At 56.1% G+C, this 16,550-nt stretch carries 16 protein-coding genes; 13 read left to right on the forward strand and 3 right to left on the reverse strand.

The window, feature by feature from the left end; genetic code table 11:
• Nucleotides 1-320 precede the first annotated feature (320 nt).
• Complete coding sequence (locus EQV24_RS22645; protein WP_044159025.1) at nucleotides 321-1,274, forward strand: nickel/cobalt transporter; 954 nt, start codon at nucleotides 321-323, stop codon at nucleotides 1,272-1,274.
• Nucleotides 1,275-1,306: 32 nt separating this feature from the next.
• Here EQV24_RS22645 and proP read toward each other — a convergent pair whose 3' ends face one another.
• The gene (gene proP / locus EQV24_RS22650; RefSeq protein ID WP_013095119.1) at nucleotides 1,307-2,809 is read right to left on the reverse strand and encodes a glycine betaine/L-proline transporter ProP; all 1,503 of its coding nucleotides are present in this window, start codon (nucleotides 2,807-2,809) and stop codon (nucleotides 1,307-1,309) included.
• A 649-nt stretch (nucleotides 2,810-3,458) separates the two neighbouring features.
• Here proP and kdgT point away from each other — a divergent pair.
• On the forward strand, nucleotides 3,459-4,451 hold the full coding sequence (gene kdgT / locus EQV24_RS22655; protein WP_013095118.1) for a 2-keto-3-deoxygluconate transporter: 993 nt from the start codon (nucleotides 3,459-3,461) through the stop codon (nucleotides 4,449-4,451).
• 43 nt (nucleotides 4,452-4,494) lie between these two features.
• Here kdgT and EQV24_RS22660 read toward each other — a convergent pair whose 3' ends face one another.
• Complete coding sequence (locus EQV24_RS22660; RefSeq protein WP_029882903.1) at nucleotides 4,495-5,370, reverse strand: diguanylate cyclase regulator RdcB family protein; 876 nt, start codon at nucleotides 5,368-5,370, stop codon at nucleotides 4,495-4,497.
• On the reverse strand, nucleotides 5,367-7,721 hold the full coding sequence (crfC, locus tag EQV24_RS22665) for a clamp-binding protein CrfC (RefSeq protein WP_013095116.1): 2,355 nt from the start codon (nucleotides 7,719-7,721) through the stop codon (nucleotides 5,367-5,369). Before crfC ends, EQV24_RS22660 begins: the two co-directional genes overlap by 4 nt.
• A 600-nt stretch (nucleotides 7,722-8,321) precedes the next feature.
• Between crfC and EQV24_RS22670 the strand changes: the two genes are divergently transcribed.
• From EQV24_RS22670 to phnK, 11 genes are all read left to right on the forward strand, one after another.
• Nucleotides 8,322-8,657 (forward strand): zinc ribbon domain-containing protein YjdM, encoded by a 336-nt coding sequence (locus EQV24_RS22670; protein WP_013095115.1) that lies wholly within the window; start codon nucleotides 8,322-8,324, stop codon nucleotides 8,655-8,657.
• An 80-nt stretch (nucleotides 8,658-8,737) separates the two neighbouring features.
• Nucleotides 8,738-9,181 (forward strand): VOC family metalloprotein YjdN, encoded by a 444-nt coding sequence (gene yjdN / locus EQV24_RS22675; RefSeq protein WP_023621457.1) that lies wholly within the window; start codon nucleotides 8,738-8,740, stop codon nucleotides 9,179-9,181.
• Between the two features lie 173 nt (nucleotides 9,182-9,354).
• Nucleotides 9,355-10,143: a phosphonate ABC transporter ATP-binding protein gene (gene phnC, locus EQV24_RS22680; RefSeq protein WP_013095113.1), complete on the forward strand. Its 789-nt coding sequence runs from the start codon at nucleotides 9,355-9,357 to the stop codon at nucleotides 10,141-10,143.
• A gap of 23 nt (nucleotides 10,144-10,166) precedes the next feature.
• Nucleotides 10,167-11,183: a phosphonate ABC transporter substrate-binding protein gene (phnD, locus tag EQV24_RS22685; RefSeq protein ID WP_038980858.1), complete on the forward strand. Its 1,017-nt coding sequence runs from the start codon at nucleotides 10,167-10,169 to the stop codon at nucleotides 11,181-11,183.
• Between the two features lie 115 nt (nucleotides 11,184-11,298).
• Nucleotides 11,299-12,078 (forward strand): phosphonate ABC transporter, permease protein PhnE, encoded by a 780-nt coding sequence (gene phnE, locus EQV24_RS22690; protein ID WP_014830325.1) that lies wholly within the window; start codon nucleotides 11,299-11,301, stop codon nucleotides 12,076-12,078.
• Between the two features lie 20 nt (nucleotides 12,079-12,098).
• A complete protein-coding gene (gene phnF / locus EQV24_RS22695; protein ID WP_013095110.1) occupies nucleotides 12,099-12,824 on the forward strand; it encodes a phosphonate metabolism transcriptional regulator PhnF in 726 nt (241 codons plus the stop codon).
• Nucleotides 12,825-13,277, forward strand: a complete 453-nt coding sequence (phnG, locus tag EQV24_RS22700; RefSeq protein ID WP_014830324.1) for a phosphonate C-P lyase system protein PhnG — start codon at nucleotides 12,825-12,827, stop codon at nucleotides 13,275-13,277.
• The gene (gene phnH / locus EQV24_RS22705; RefSeq protein ID WP_014830323.1) at nucleotides 13,274-13,858 is read left to right on the forward strand and encodes a phosphonate C-P lyase system protein PhnH; all 585 of its coding nucleotides are present in this window, start codon (nucleotides 13,274-13,276) and stop codon (nucleotides 13,856-13,858) included. Before phnG ends, phnH begins: the two co-directional genes overlap by 4 nt.
• The gene (locus EQV24_RS22710) at nucleotides 13,858-14,922 is read left to right on the forward strand and encodes a carbon-phosphorus lyase complex subunit PhnI (RefSeq protein ID WP_029882901.1); all 1,065 of its coding nucleotides are present in this window, start codon (nucleotides 13,858-13,860) and stop codon (nucleotides 14,920-14,922) included. The genes phnH and EQV24_RS22710 overlap by 1 nt, the downstream gene beginning before the upstream one ends.
• The gene (gene phnJ, locus EQV24_RS22715; RefSeq protein ID WP_013095106.1) at nucleotides 14,915-15,760 is read left to right on the forward strand and encodes an alpha-D-ribose 1-methylphosphonate 5-phosphate C-P-lyase PhnJ; all 846 of its coding nucleotides are present in this window, start codon (nucleotides 14,915-14,917) and stop codon (nucleotides 15,758-15,760) included. The genes EQV24_RS22710 and phnJ overlap by 8 nt, the downstream gene beginning before the upstream one ends.
• Nucleotides 15,757-16,512, forward strand: coding sequence for a phosphonate C-P lyase system protein PhnK (phnK, locus tag EQV24_RS22720; protein ID WP_013095105.1), 756 nt, complete (start codon nucleotides 15,757-15,759; stop codon nucleotides 16,510-16,512). The genes phnJ and phnK overlap by 4 nt, the downstream gene beginning before the upstream one ends.
• The last annotated feature ends 38 nt before the right edge of the window (nucleotides 16,513-16,550 follow it).

Below are 16,550 nucleotides of genomic sequence, written 5' to 3' on the forward strand. Positions count from 1 at the left end.
GGTGGCGTATATTACGCTTTCCTCTTTCAGAGTCAACCCTGATTTTCAGGATTTTTTCTCTTCAACCGACCGGGTTGTTTGTGAAGTGATTCACATCCGCCGTGTCGATGGAGGCGCATTATAGGGAGTTCCCGAGCGACCGCAACCGAAAAGTTGCAAAAAGATGACTGACTGCTGTATTCCCCAGCAAAACCCCGCCTTATACCCTTTTACACACAGACTTATCCACAATACAACGCGTAAGCTTCATAAGAACCCACGGATTGAGGGGGATAATCAACTATACTATTGGCAAATATTTTCCCTGACAGACAATATCCATGATCACACAACGCCTCACCCGAGACTGGCGCATTCCTGGCGCTGGCCTCATGACGCTGCTACTCCTTATTGCGGGCTTCACTCTGCACGCACACTGGGGGGCTTTCATCCAGTGGTGTCTTGCTACGCAAATCACCCTGCACCGTTATCTGGTGATGTACCTGTTGCAGCTTAATAACCATCAGTACAGCGGTGGCTTATGGCTATTAACCGGCGCGTTCTTCTATGGCGTACTTCACGCTATCGGGCCGGGGCACGGCAAATTCATTGTCACTACCTATCTCAGTACAAATAAAGAGAGCGAACTGGCTGCCCGGGTCGTTCCTTTTTTTGGCAGTATGCTGCAGGGCGTCAGCGCCATTCTCTTTGTCTTTATTCTGGCGGTGGGGTTTAACCTGGCGTCCGGGGATATCAGTACCAGCCGCTGGTATGTCGAGAAGATAAGCGCGGTCCTCATTGGCGCATTCGGCGCGTTTATCATTTACCAGGCGCTGAAAAGCCTGCGCCCGCGCAGGATGGCAATCTCCGCCATCACGCCCCTTCACCAGCATGATGAACATTGTGGCTGCGGCCATCACGGCGTAGGGGCAGACCTTGCGCAGGGTGACTGGAAAACCCGTCTGGGTGTAATTCTGGCGATCGGCGCGCGTCCGTGCAGTGGGGCGATTATGATCCTGATGTTTTCGAATGCGCTGGGCATCGTCACCTGGGGAATGGCCGCGGTAATGACCATGTCGCTGGGAACCGCGCTGTCGATTATGGGGCTATCGCTGGCCGTGCGTTACGCCCGGGAGCGCACGGTCGCCTGGTTTGGCGGCGACACCTCGCTGAAGTGGCTGGTTCCGGCGGTCAAGATTGCCGGCGGGATTGTTCTGATCCTGTTTGCGACCATCCTGTTCCTGACGGTGATCCCCATCAGCGCCAATGGCGATTACATCGCCGCAGGATGCTAATAAAAGAAAACCCGCCAGCGGCGGGTTTTTGATTACTCGTTGATGCGTGGATGTTGGTCCACCAGTCGGGAGCGTTTCTTCTGCAGTTCTTCAATCTCTGCGTCAATATCTTCAATCTTCTGCTCGACGTTATCATAGTGCTCGCGCAGGATCTCTTTCGCTTCCTGAATATCCGATGCCGCAGGCGTCGCCCCTTTCAGAGGACGGTTCGCCGTCTCCTTCATGGTAATACCCGTAATCAAACCAATCACCGCGATAACCATCAGGTAATAAGCGGGCATCATCAGGTTTTGCGTGCTTTCCACCAGAGAGGCGGCAAGCGTCGGCGTCAGACCGGCAATCAGAACCGAGATGTTAAAGGCCGCCGCCAGCGCACTGTAGCGAATATGCGTCGGGAACATGGCCGGTAGTGTAGAGGCCATCACCCCGATGAAGCAGTTGAGGATCACCGCCAGCATCAGCAAGCCGGCAAAAATCAGGCCCAGCACATTGCTGTTAATCAGAATGAATGCCGGAATAGCAAGGGCAAACAGCGCAACGCTACCCAGAATAATGAACGGTCGACGGCCAAAGCGGTCACTCAACAGCCCCATAATCGGTTGCACAAACAGCATACCCACCATGATGGCGATAATGATCAGCACACCGTGGTCTTCCGAGTAGTGCAGGTTATGCGACAGATAGCTCGGCATGTAGGTCAGCAGCATGTAGTAAGTCACGTTCGTGGAGATCACCAGGCCGATACAGACCAGCAGGCTGCGCCAGTGTTTGGTCGCGATCTCTTTAAAGGAGACTTTCGGGCCATCCTGCAGACCTTCGCGGTCACCCTGCTCGAGCTTATCAACGTGCTGCTGGAACGCAGGCGTCTCTTCAAGCGCATGACGCAGGTACAGGCCAATGATCCCCAGCGGCAGCGCGAGGAAGAACGGAATACGCCAGCCCCATTCAAGGAAGTTCGCCTCACCAACCACGGTTGAAATCAGCACCACCACGCCCGCCCCCATGACGAACCCGGCAATGGAACCAAAGTCCAGCCAGCTTCCCATGAAGCCACGTTTACGGTCCGGGGAGTACTCTGCAACGAAGATCGAGGCACCGGTATATTCTCCCCCTACGGAGAATCCCTGAGCCATCTTACAGAGCAGCAGCAATATTGGCGCCCAGATGCCAATCGAAGCATAAGACGGGATCAGGCCGATACAGAATGTACTGATCGACATAATGACAATGGTGATTGCCAGGATCTTCTGACGACCATATTTATCACCAAGCATACCGAAGAACAGACCACCCAGCGGGCGAATGAGGAAGGGAACCGAGAACGTACCCAGCGCGGCAATCATCTGCAGGCTGGGGTCGGCGCCGGGGAAGAACACTTTACCTAACGCATAGGCCACGAAGCCGTAGACACCAAAATCGAACCATTCCATCGCATTACCGAGCGAGGCGGCAGTGATCGCTTTACGCAGTTTTGCATCATCGATGATGGTGACGTCGCGAAGCGTGATGGGTTTAATCTTTTTCCTTCTAAGCATAGCTTTCCTCGTAGACTCAGCCCTGTCCATTTCACCGGCCATCTGGTGAACCGTGAAACGGGGATCCGCTCCATGCGAATCGCCTTATTCAAGCGTAGCAGGTTTACTTACATTGACGTTTTACGTCGATACAACCGAACCTGTTGACGCCTGTCTGGGCAGTTAATGACCTTTTTACCCTACCAGCGTTTATATTTGTGATCAACTTCACATATATTTTTCCGTATCGTCAACTGAGTTCAATATTTGTCAATTTCCGCCCATCAGCTCTTTCTTATCCACCAAAAAAGAACATGCTCACGCACGTTATTATCGCCTGAACAACAATTCTCAAAACCATACTGCGTCACATCAGATTTACATAAATTTTAAATATTAAAACGCGGTTCTAATATTTACGCTGAATATGTGATAGAGATAACTAAAACACTGTTTTATTTTCATTGAATCATCATTCCAATGATCGCATGATAAATCCGAACGCAACGTCCAGCGGGCTTTTGAGCGGCATGAATCAAGAGCACGCGATTAATTTCCCTGAAAGGATAACGAAGCGCTAGGCTAAGCATCCTTTCAATTAATTGAATTTGTTGATTTTATTTTCGATAGCATTCCGTCCGCCACGCGGGACACGATGTGAGGGTTGTACATGAAGATTAAAGCCACAATAGAACGCATCCCCGGCGGGATGATGCTGGTTCCTCTGGTGCTTGGCGCCATTCTGAATACCCTGGCACCTGATACCGGTGCTTATTTTGGTGGTTTCACAAAAGGAATGATTACGGGAACCGTGCCCATTCTGGCCGTCTGGTTCTTTTGTATTGGAGCATCTATTAACCTGCGGGCAACGGGTACCGTATTACGTAAATCCGGAACGCTGGTTATAACGAAAATTGCGGTTGCCTGGGTTGTGGCAATGGTCTGTGCACTGTTCATTCCGGAGAATGGCATTCAGACCGGATTCTTCGCCGGATTATCCGTTCTGGCTATTGTCTCAGCGATGGATATGACTAACGGTGGGCTCTATGCCAGCCTGATGAACCAGTACGGCACAAAAGAGGAGTCTGGCGCCTTTGTGCTGATGTCTCTGGAGTCCGGTCCGCTGATGACGATGTTGATTCTGGGCTCGGCGGGACTGGCCTCGTTTGAACCACACCACTTTGTCGGCGCGATCCTGCCTTTCCTGATCGGTTTTGCGCTGGGGAATCTGGACCACGATCTGCGCGATTTCTTCAGCAAAGCCACGCCGGTGCTGATCCCGTTCTTCGGCTTCGCGCTGGGGAATACCATTAACCTGAAGGTGATCCTCGATACCGGTCTGCTGGGTATTGTCCTGGGCGTGGCTGTTATCATTATCACCGGCATTCCGCTGATCATTGCCGATCGCGTAATTGGCGGAGGAAACGGAACGGCAGGTGTAGCCGCCTCTTCAGCCGCCGGGGCCGCCGTGGCGAATCCGGTGATCATTGCCCAGATTAACCCGGCTTTCGAACCGGTTGCGGCCTCGGCAACGGCGCTGGTTGCCGCCAGCGTGATCGTCACCGCCATTCTGGTGCCCATCATCACGGCCCTGTATGCGAAGCGCTTCGGCAATCTCCCCGAGCCGGATACAGAACCGAAAGCGGTAGAGCTTCATCATTAACGCACCGCATAAGACCGGCCCCTCTCCCCACCGGGTGAGGGGTTCAACCAAAAATTTCTTCCACCATCCCATCCACCAGCCGCTTTGCCGAACAGAGTCTCGGCATACCCAGCGCGACCGTTTGCCAGTTTTGGGTTACTGACCAGCTCACCGGGTGGCTGTCCGCCTGACACCAGTCCCCCAGCCAGCCCAGCATATCTTTATGATCGATGCTCCCCGGCGTAGAGGGGGTTGTGAGCCACTGGTGATAAAAATGGCGGGTAGTGGGAGAAGCATTGATCCCCTGCGCCAGATAATTTGCCGCCATGCTGCGCAGGTTATCCTTGAGCATTGCCGCCACGTCCGCATTCGCCAGACGACAGGCATCGCCAAATGCTCCCCAGCGCAACTCTTCCAGAACAATGTAGCAACGCCCGGCCAGCGACCAGCCATCATAGTGTCCGGCCCGCCAGCGGGTAAAAATCTGCTCACTATGATCGCCCGCCTGCACCGTTAACCCACGCTGGGACAACGCCTTTTCTTTATAGGCTGCGCGTTGAAGAAAATGGGAAGAGAGTTCAGCGTACTGCTGAACCAGGCCCGGCGAGGGCTGCGTACGCAGAGAGGTTTGCTGGCGCAGGGCAACCAGTTTATCGGCCATACGCGTCAGCGCGAGATGCCCCGGATCCAGCATGCCGGCCAGCTTTTCCGCCAGCCCCAGGCGCAGAGCCGCATTTTCGTTGAGCATTCCCGCCATTGCCCACGGTCGCAGCCGGGTGTGCGTCATGATCTCCTGCGTCAAACGCTCACGAAACTGCAGCTGTTGCGGCCCCAGATGGGTATGACGCGGCGCGTCTACCCCCTGGACCAGATCGACCATAAATTTAGGATGGATACACTCCAGCGTCCGCCCGGGACCGTCCAGTAGCTGTGTTGTCATGGTTGCTCTGCCGCGAAAAGAGTTTGAATATCATCGCGTAACAGTCGGGTATCTTCCTGAATCCACGTCGCAGTCGTGATACTTTGTTTCAACAGCTGGCTGAGCGATCGGGTCGAATGCTCATTTTGCTGACGGACTGCGAGGCTATCACGCAAGCTTTCCTGTAACCCGGCAAGGCATAACGAAAATTCTGCAAAGAACGTTGCCATACCCGCCGTAACAGAGACATCGACCTGCGCGGTTAAAGCTTTACGGATTTGTTCACAAAACTGATCAATATGCTGCATAAACTTGTCATGCAGCTGCGCAATATCAATAACGTATCGCGTGCGCGTCGCCACATAATCTTCCCAGCCCCAGCCAGGATTGTTCAGCCAGCGCGACACCGTTTCCCGTACACTTCCCGCAGCCGATGGCTGGCCTGCCGGACGGGTATCCTCCGCGATGGCATCAGTAAACAGCGCCCGCGTATTGAAGTTCAGCTGATTTGCCTGAAATGCCGGGAAACTGATCCGCGCCCGGAAACCGGCATGGCTGAGCTGCTCTTTAATACGCAGCTCAATGGGCCGCATCGCCTCATTCAGCGAACGCGCCAGCGTAGACTCCAGCTGATCGAAGCGAAGCGCCAGCTCCCGGCTGATTTTCGTCTGTGCGTCCAGCATGACCTGCTCGCAGGCGGAGCGGATGCTGTTCAGTACCGTTTGCGCCTGCCTCTCATCATCCAGCACCAGCTGCGTCAGCGCCTCCGGTGCATCCTGCCGATGATTCAGCGGATCAATACCTGCCAAATCAAGTAGCGTGTGGCTGTTGAAGATATGGCCAATCGCCTGCTGAAGGGCTCCTTTCTGCAACGCCATAAAATCGTCAGTGGCGTGGAGGGCCTGCTCCACTTCGTGTTTGACTTCTTCGCTGGCCACGCGCTGCCGCGTTTGCAGCAGAGCCATATCCTCTTCAAGACGCGTAATATTCAGCTCCAGCGATTCAAAGGCCACCGTCAGGGCCTGATAGCGAAAATCGAGATACTCTCTGGCATTTTGGGCATAGTTGAGCAGCTTATGCGACGCCGAACGCAGCGCAAATAACGACGCATTGGCATAGGCGGCGTAAATCAGTTTGCGGATAGGTTGTTCAAATAACGAATCTTCCCACAGCAAATCAGCCGCATGGCGAATATGTTCGATATCGTCCAGGTCCGCCGTACGCCAGCGACGCCCCAGCGCGGCCTCGGCAAAGTCCTGTACCCAGCGCTGTTCCTGGTGATCCGGTAGCTGCCCATGGTTCGCCATCTCATAGCGGGCGCGGTTTGCCAGATAGGCCCACATCGACGAAACAGGGTAAATTTGTCCCGGAGAGATGTTCCCTTTCATTAAGGTCCCGGAGATCATCGCCCTGACCTGCTCTTCATCGTCGCTGTTGCGATCCTTCTGGTCGAATTTATTCACCAGCGCATACAAAGGCACCGATTTTCCCGCTACCGAAATGGCCTGACGAACCTCTTCATCAGAAATCGATTTGAGCTGGGTATAGTCCATCACCGCCAGCACCGCGGAGGCGCGGGACAACTGTTCGGTGAGCATTTTTTGCAGATGGGGCTGCCCGGCTTCATTTGGCCCAGGCGTGTCCAGCAGCGTCAGCTGCCCCAGGTGCGCATCCAGACCCGCAAGATGCACAAACTCCACCTCAATCACCGGTATATGCTCTATCGCCGCGTACTCTGAGAATGGGAAGGCCACGTCCAGCGCCTGAGAGAGCCTCACCAGGTCGTTCAGGCTTTTCAGACAATGAAATATCGGCTGCGCCCCAAGGTGGTGCTTCTCGAAAGCCTCGCCTCTTTCAATTCTCTCCAGCAGCGTATTCATGTCTTTATCGATTTCCAGACGCTGCGCCAGCTTACCGCGATCGTCATCGCAGAGCTTTTTCTGTAGCAGTTGGATCAAATCATCAATGGGAGAGACATGCGTAAAATGCAGTACCGGCTCTTTCTGGCCCGGCGTATGACGAATAAGGGTCGGAAGCGCCGTCATCGGACGGTTGCGGTTGGGCAACACTTCGGTGCCTACAATCGCATTAATGGTGGTCGATTTCCCCGCCTTCATGGTTCCAACAATAGCCAGCACCATTTCCAGACGGGTTATTTTGCGTAATTCACTATTCAGCATCGCCTGCTGTGCTTCGACACCACGCGCGCTAAAATGCAAAGGTAAAACGTTGTTCTTTTCACCCGTAATGGCCGTCGCGGTACTCTCCAGCATCGCTATCGGCATTGATTTCAAGGTATCAAGGTTTTGCAGGGCGAGTTGTAGCAACCGTTCTGCTTCCTGGCTTAATTCAAAAATTGTCTGTGTGTGCATGATAAAAGCCTTTCCTTAACGCAAATTTATTACTTTTATTAAGCCACCGGGTTTTAATTATGTTTTTCGGCTTATATGATCACGTGTGGAAAACATGTTCACCGAAATATAACTGATTGAAGACAATCAGAAATAAATCGCTATCCTTGCATGGCGTGAAAAGCTTTTCTCCTGACCTCATAGTCAAAAGATAAAAAGCGTAGCCCATTTTTAAGAAACTTCAGGATATATCATCATTATTTACCCACCTAAAAAGAGAGGGAATGGTTCAGCGTCATAACAGATGTACGACGACGAAAACCGGCGATAAATAACAATGTGTCGCTTCACCTTATCCGAAATGGCGGAACGTAGCAATTTGCCGCAATAAAATATTCGATATATTCAGTGTCAATTCTTCCCAACACGTTAATGGCGTTAGCATCGCTTAACCGACTGACAGAAAGTGTCACCCGCAACACGCTTTTCGGTTTTTTTTTATTAAACAATATCACCGACAATCGTGTGGATTTGCGTTATACTTGCCCTCTTTTTCGGCGCTCTGCCGTCATTTTGCTGGCACTTTCCAGCGTGTTAAGCACTTTTTTGAGGATACCCCCGATGCAACTTCCACACTGCCCGAAATGCAATTCTGAATACACCTATGAAGATAATGGCATGTTCATTTGCCCGGAATGCGCCCACGAATGGAACGACGCAGAGCCGTCACAGGATGCTGACGTGCTGATTGTAAAAGATGCTAACGGTAACCTGCTGGCAGATGGCGACAGCGTCACCGTCGTCAAAGACCTGAAGGTTAAAGGCAGCTCTTCCATGCTGAAGATCGGGACCAAAGTGAAGAATATCCGTCTGGTTGAAGGCGATCATAATATCGACTGCAAAATTGACGGTTTTGGTCCAATGAAACTGAAATCTGAGTTTGTGAAAAAGAACTGATTTGCCCGCCCGGTGGCGCTTCGCTTACCGGGCACACACCCACTACACTTAATGGGCTTTTCTTACGTGAGGTAAAGATTATGCCGTTAAGTCCCTACATCTCTTTCGCCGGCAACTGCGCAGAGGCAACCGCCTTTTATCAGCAGGCCGTCGGCGCAGAACTCCTCTATAAAATCACCTTCGGCGAAATGCCAAAAAGCGAGAGCAGCGAAGAAGGCTGCCCGTCTGGCATGCAGTTCCCGGACTCCGCTATAGCCCACTCCAACGTTCGCATTGCGGGCAGCGATATCATGATGAGCGATGGCCTGCCGCCGGGCAGTAAGGCGCAGTATGCCGGATTCACGCTGGTTCTCGACACACAGGATGTCAATGAAGGCAAACGCTGGTTCGACAATCTCGCGGATGGCGGAAATATTGAAATGGCCTGGCAGGAGACCTTCTGGGCGCACGGTTTCGGTAAGGTCACCGACAAATACGGCGTGCCGTGGATGATTAACGTCGTTAAGCAGCAACAAAGTTCGTAGGCCGGATAAGCGCAGCGCATCCGGCAACAACCCCGGGTGGCGCTGCGCTGACCGGGCCTGGAAAGATTGTCATCGTTTTCACTTCAACTCTTCAAACTCCCGCAACCTGCACTTAACCCAAATGTCATATTGATGCGCCAGCATGAGGCCACATTTATTGTGAGGCCCAGCATATGCAAACCGTCATCCGCGTAGAGAAACTGAGCAAGACCTTTCATCACAACAAGGCTCTGCATGCCGTTGATCTGACCGTCCAGCAGGGCGACATGGTAGCGCTGCTGGGGCCATCCGGTTCAGGTAAATCCACCCTTCTGCGTCACTTAAGCGGCCTGATTACCGGCGATAGCATCCCGGAAAGCCACGTCGAACTGCTGGGCAACACCGTACAGCGCGCAGGGCGACTGGCGCGGGATATCCGCAAAAGCCGCGCGCAGACAGGCTGCATCTTCCAGCAATTTAATCTGGTAAATCGACTGACGGTGCTGGAGAACGTGCTGATTGGCGCGCTCGGCAGCACCCCATTCTGGCGCACCTGTCTGCGTTGGTTCTCCCCGTTACAGAAGCAAGAGGCGTTGCGGGCACTCACCCGCGTAGGCATGGCGCACTTCGCCCATCAGCGCGTCTCCACCCTCTCCGGTGGACAACAGCAGCGCGTGGCCATCGCCCGTGCCCTGATGCAGAAAGCGAAAATCATCCTTGCCGACGAGCCCATCGCCTCGCTGGATCCGGAATCCGCCCGCATCGTGATGGAAACCCTGCATGACATTAACCAGAACGACGGCATCACCGTGGTGGTGACGCTGCATCAGGTGGATTACGCCCTGCGCTACTGCGAGCGCATTGTCGCCCTGCGTCAGGGACATGTGTTCTTTGATGGCGCAAGCCACCAGTTTGATAACGAACGTTTTGACCATCTCTACCGCAGCATTAACCGTGTCGAAGAGAACGCGAAGGCTGCATAACGTCCCCACTACGAGGAATGGAAATGAGCTATAAAACGGTTGCCGCGCTGGCTTTCACCAGCATGTTCAGCATCAGCACCCTGTTAAGCCCTGCGTACGCCGAGGAGCAGGAAAAAGCGCTGAACTTTGGCATTATTTCGACGGAATCACAGCAGAACCTGAAGCCTCAGTGGGAGCCCTTCCTGAAAGATATGGAAACCAAACTGGGGATCAAAGTAAACGCCTTCTTCGCCCCGGATTACGCGGGCATCATCCAGGGGATGCGCTTTAACAAAGTGGACATCGCCTGGTATGGCAACCTCTCCGCCATGGAAGCGGTGGATCGTGCAAACGGCCAGGTCTTTGCCCAGACCGTTGCTGCCGATGGCTCTCCGGGTTACTGGAGCGTGCTGATCGTCAACAAAGACAGCCCGATCAATAACCTCAACGATATGCTCGCCAAACGTAAAGAACTGACCTTCGGCAACGGCGATCCAAACTCCACTTCTGGCTTCCTGGTGCCGGGCTATTACGTCTTCGCCAAAAATAATGCCTCTGCCAGCGATTTCAAACGCACCGTCAATGCAAGCCATGAAACCAACGCCCTGGCCGTGGCCAACAAGCAGGTGGACGTCGCCACCAACAACACCGAAAACCTCGACAAGCTGAAGACCTCCGCACCGGACAAGCTGAAAGAGCTGAAGGTGATCTGGAAATCCCCTCTCATCCCGGGTGACCCGATTGTCTGGCGCAAAAACCTTTCTGAAGGCACCAAGGACAAGGTGTACGACTTCTTTATGACCTACGGCAAAACGCCGGAAGAGAAAGCCGTGCTGACGCGTCTGGGCTGGGCACCGTTCCGCCCGTCGAGCGACCTGCAGCTGGTCCCGATTCGCCAGCTGGCGCTGTTTAAAGAGATGCAGGGCGTGAAGGACAACAAGGGGCTTAAGGACGAGGAGAAGACCAGCAAAGTGGCAGCTATTCAGGCCCAGCTGGAAGACCTGGACCGCCTGACAGCCGCGCTTGGTGCAATGACCAGTGTGAATAAAGCGGTGCAGTAACTTAAGTCCCCTCTCCCTTGAGGGAGAGGGTTAGGGTGAGGGGGAAATGCGCACGCTGATGCCCTCACCCCGGCCCTCTCCCACGGGGAGAGGGAGAATACAAAAAGGAGTCAACATGCAAACCATCACCCTCCCACCGCCGAAACGCAGCTGGTTCTCGCTATTTAGCTGGGCCATCCTGCTGGCGGTGCTGGTTATCTCCTGGAAGGGCGCGGAGATGGATCCGCTGCTGCTGTTTAAAGACGCCGGTAACATGGCCACCTTCGCTGCCGACTTCTTCCCGCCCGATTTTAGCCAGTGGCAGGACTATCTCGGCGAAATGGCTGTCACCCTGCAAATCGCCGTCTGGGGGACCGCCCTGGCCGTCATCCTCTCCATTCCGTTTGGCCTGATGAGCGCGGAAAACATCGTTCCGTGGTGGGTTTATCAGCCGATGCGCCGCCTGATGGACGCCTGCCGCGCCATTAACGAAATGGTGTTCGCGATGCTGTTCGTGGTTGCCGTGGGTCTGGGGCCGTTCGCGGGGGTGATGGCGCTGTTCATCCACACCACCGGCGTGCTCTCCAAGCTGCTTTCCGAAGCCGTGGAAGCCATTGAACCCGGCCCGGTCGAAGGTATTCGCGCCACCGGCGCCAACAAAATTGAAGAGATCCTTTACGGCGTGCTGCCCCAGGTCATGCCGCTGCTGATCTCCTATTCGCTCTACCGCTTCGAATCTAACGTCCGTTCCGCCACCGTCGTCGGCATGGTCGGCGCAGGCGGCATTGGCGTCACCCTGTGGGAGGCGATCCGCGGTTTCCAGTTCCAGCAAACCTGCGCCCTGATGGTACTCATCATCATCACCGTCAGCCTGCTGGATTTCCTCTCTCAACGTTTGCGTAAGCACTTCATCTGAGAAGCGAGGCTTTGATTGGTATGCACTTATCCAGACATCCGACCAGTTACCCTACCCGCTGGCAAGAGATTGCAGCAAAGCTCGAAGTGGAGCTGCGCACCCATTATCGCTGCGGAGACTACCTGCCAGCCGAACAGCAGCTTGCCGACCGCTATGAAGTGAATCGCCACACCCTGCGCCGCGCTATCGATCAGTTGGTTGAGCGCGGATGGGTACAGCGCCGTCAGGGCGTCGGCGTGCTGGTGCTGATGCGCCCGTTCGATTACCCGCTCAATGCCCAGGCGCGCTTTAGTCAGAACCTGCTCGACCAGGGAAGCCATCCCACCAGCGAAAAACTGCTCTCCGTGCTGCGTCCGGCCTCCAGCCATGTAGCCGATGCGCTGGGTATTCAGGAGGGCGACAACGTTGTGCATCTGCGCACCCTGCGCCGGGTCAATGGCGTGGCAGTCTGCCAGATAGATCACTACTTCAGCGACCTGAGCCTCTGGCCGGTGCTGCAACACTTCTCCAGCGGTTCACTGCATGACTTTTTGCAGGACGCCACGGGTCTTGTGCTCAAACGTACCCAGACGCGTATCAGCGCCCGCCGCGCGCAGGCGAAAGAGAGCAAGGTGCTGGAGATCCCCAACATGGCTCCGCTGCTCTGCGTGCGCACCCTCAACCACCGTGACGGCGAGATCAACGCAACGGAGTACTCCGTCAGCCTGACCCGCGCCGACATGATTGAATTCACCATGGAGCACTGAATGCATTTCGACACCTCCACCCGTCAGCGCTGGATGCGCGCCCTGGCCCATAGCCAGCCTGCTGCACTGGCGAGCCGCATGAACGCGCTTAACCTGACGCCAGACTATGAAACGCTCCGCGCGCCGGAAATCGGCCTGGTACAGATCCAGGCAAGAATGGGCGGCACCGGGGAGCGCTTTTTCGCCGGTGATGCCGCCCTCACCCGCGCGGTCATTCGTCTGAGCAGCGGCACGCTGGGTTACAGCTACGTGCTCGGTCGCGATAAACCGCACGCCGAGCGCTGCGCGGTGATCGACGCCCTGCTGCAGGAACAACCCCATTTCCAGACCCTGATGGAAACCCTGATTGCCCCGCTGGAAGCCGACCTCGCCGCGCGCACTGCCGCACGTCAGGCGCAAGTCAATACCAGCCGGGTCGACTTCTTTACGCTTGTTCGCGGAGATAACGCATGACGCTTCAACCCGCTTTTACCCTGGCTGTCCAGGATGCCCAACACAGTTTTCGTCGCCTGCTGAAAGCCATGAGCGAGCCTGGCGTAATTGTCTCCCTGCATCAGCTCTCCCAGGGCTGGCTGCCGCTGAACCTGGCGACCACCAGCGTACTGCTGACTCTCGCCGACAACGATACGCCGGTGTGGCTTTCGGGGACGTTATCCAATGACATCGCCAGCCAGAATCTGCGTTTTCACACTAACGCCCCGCTGGTTGAGCAGCCCCGTCAGGCGGTGTTTGCCGTTGCCGATGAGCAAATCAGCCATGAGCAGCTCAATGCCCTGAGTGAAGGCAGCGCAGTAGCACCGGAGACCAGCGCCACGCTGATCCTGCAGGTCGCCAGCCTGAGCGGTGGTCGCATGCTGCGCCTGACCGGGGCGGGGATTGCCGACGAACGCATGGTCGCGCCACAGCTGCCGGAGTGCATTATTCATGAGCTGACCGAACGCCCGCATCCGTTCCCGCTGGGCATTGACCTGATCCTGACCTGCGGCGAGCGCCTGCTGGCGATCCCGCGAACCACCCACGTGGAGGTGTGCTGATGTACGTTGCCGTCAAAGGGGGCGAGAAGGCCATCGCCGCCGCCCATGCGCTACAGGCGCACAGACGACGGGGTGATGAACAGCTTCCCGAGCTGAGCGTCGCCCAGATTGAGCAGCAGTTGAACCTGGCGGTGGATCGGGTGATGACCGAAGGCGGCGTCGCCGACCGTGAACTGGCAGCGCTGGCGCTGAAGCAGGCCAGCGGCGACAACGTCGAGGCCATCTTTCTGCTGCGCGCCTGGCGCACCACCGTTCCCCGCCTGGCGGTGAGCGAGCCGGTCAATACGGCAGAAATGCGCCTGGAGCGGAGAATTTCCGCCATTTATAAAGATATTCCTGGCGGCCAACTCCTTGGCCCTACGTACGATTACACCCACCGCCTGCTGGATTTCACCCTGCTGGCGAACGGCGAAACGCCGACGCTCAGCACCACGGAGACCGGGCAGGAAGCATCTCCGCACGTCTTTAGCCTGCTGGCGAAGCAGGGTCTGGCAAAGGCTGAAGAAGAGACCGGAGCGCAACCCGACGACATCACCCGCACGCCTCCCGTTTACCCCTGTTCACGCTCGTCTCGCCTGCAGCAGCTGATGCGCGGGGACGAAGGCTATCTGCTGGCGCTGGCCTATTCAACGCAGCGCGGCTACGGGCGTAACCACCCGTTTGCGGCGGAGATCCGCAGCGGCTATCTCGACGTCGAAATCATCCCAGAAGAGCTGGGTTTTGCTGTGAACGTCGGTGAACTGCTAATGACCGAGTGTGAAATGGTGAATGGTTTTGTCGCACCTGACGACGACACCCCACACTTTACCCGCGGTTACGGGCTGGTCTTTGGCATGAGCGAGCGTAAAGCCATGGCGATGGCGCTGGTTGACCGCGCCCTGCAGGCGCCGGACTACGGCGAACAGATTTCCGGCCCGGCACAGGACGAAGAGTTCGTGCTGGCCCATGCGGATAACGTCGAGGCGGCGGGCTTTGTTTCGCACCTCAAGCTGCCGCATTACGTTGACTTCCAGGCCGAACTGGAACTGCTGAAACGTCTGCAACGGGAGCGTGAAAATGGCTAACCTAAGCGGCTACAACTTTGCTTATCTGGACGAGCAAACCAAACGCATGATCCGCCGCGCCATCCTGAAAGCGGTCGCTATCCCCGGCTATCAGGTGCCGTTTGGTGGTCGAGAAATGCCGATGCCTTACGGCTGGGGCACCGGGGGCATTCAGCTTACCGCCAGCGTCATCGGTGAGTCAGACGTGCTGAAGGTCATCGACCAGGGAGCCGACGACACCACCAACGCCGTGTCGATTCGCAACTTCTTTAAGCGCGTGACGGGCGTCAACACCACCGAAAAAACCGAAGATGCGACGCTTATCCAGACCCGCCACCGCATTCCCGAAACGCCGCTCACGGAAGATCAGATTTTGATTTTCCAGGTGCCGATCCCGGAGCCGCTGCGCTTTATTGAGCCGCGCGAAACCGAAACCCGCACCATGCACGCCCTGGAAGAGTACGGGGTGATGCAGGTGAAGCTGTATGAAGATATCGCCCGCTTCGGCCATATCGCCACCACCTACGCCTACCCGGTGAAGGTCAACGGGCGCTACGTGATGGATCCGTCGCCGATCCCGAAATTCGATAACCCGAAAATGGACATGATGCCTGCCCTGCAGCTGTTCGGTGCCGGGCGCGAAAAGCGTATCTACGCCGTCCCGCCCTACACCCGCGTGGAGAGTCTCGATTTCGATGACCACCCGTTCACGGTGCAGGAATGGGACGAGCCGTGCGCCATCTGCGGCTCGAAGCACAGCTATCTGGATGAAGTGGTGCTGGATGACACGGGCAAACGAATGTTTGTCTGCTCCGACACCGATTACTGCCGCCAACAGAGCGAGGCGAACAGCCAATGAAACCGCTGCTTTCAGTGAACAACCTGACCCACCTTTACGCGCCGGGCAAAGGCTTCAGCGACGTCTCGTTCGAGCTGTGGCCGGGCGAGGTGCTGGGAATTGTCGGTGAATCCGGCTCGGGCAAAACCACCCTGCTGAAGTCCATCTCCGCGCGCCTGGCCCCGCAGAACGGCGAGATTTTGTATGAGGGCGCCTCCCTCTATGGCATGAGCGAGGCTGAACGCCGCCGCCTGCTGCGCACCGAATGGGGCGTGGTACATCAGCATCCGCTGGACGGGCTGCGTCGTCAGGTCTCGGCGGGAGGCAATATCGGCGAACGGCTGATGGCGACCGGCGCACGGCACTACGGCAACATCCGGGAAACCGCACAGCGCTGGCTGACCGATGTGGAGATCCCCGCCTCGCGCATCGACGATTTGCCCACCACCTTCTCCGGCGGCATGCAGCAGCGCCTGCAGATCGCCCGTAACCTGGTCACCCACCCGAAGCTGGTGTTTATGGATGAACCCACCGGTGGGCTGGACGTCTCCGTGCAGGCGCGCCTGCTCGACCTGCTGCGTGGCCTGGTGGTAGAGCTGAACCTGGCGGTGGTGATTGTCACCCATGATCTGGGCGTCGCTCGCCTGCTGGCAGACCGCCTGCTGGTAATGAAGCAGGGTCAGGTGGTGGAAAGTGGGTTAACCGACCGCGTGCTCGACGATCCGCTCCATCCTTACACCCAGCTGCTGGTGTCATCCGTATTGCAGAATTGAGGGCGCCACCCGGCAAAACGAACGCCGTACCTTGTAGG

This window comes from Enterobacter sp. A8 (assembly GCF_004296595.1).
Classification (GTDB): domain Bacteria; phylum Pseudomonadota; class Gammaproteobacteria; order Enterobacterales; family Enterobacteriaceae; genus Enterobacter; species Enterobacter cloacae.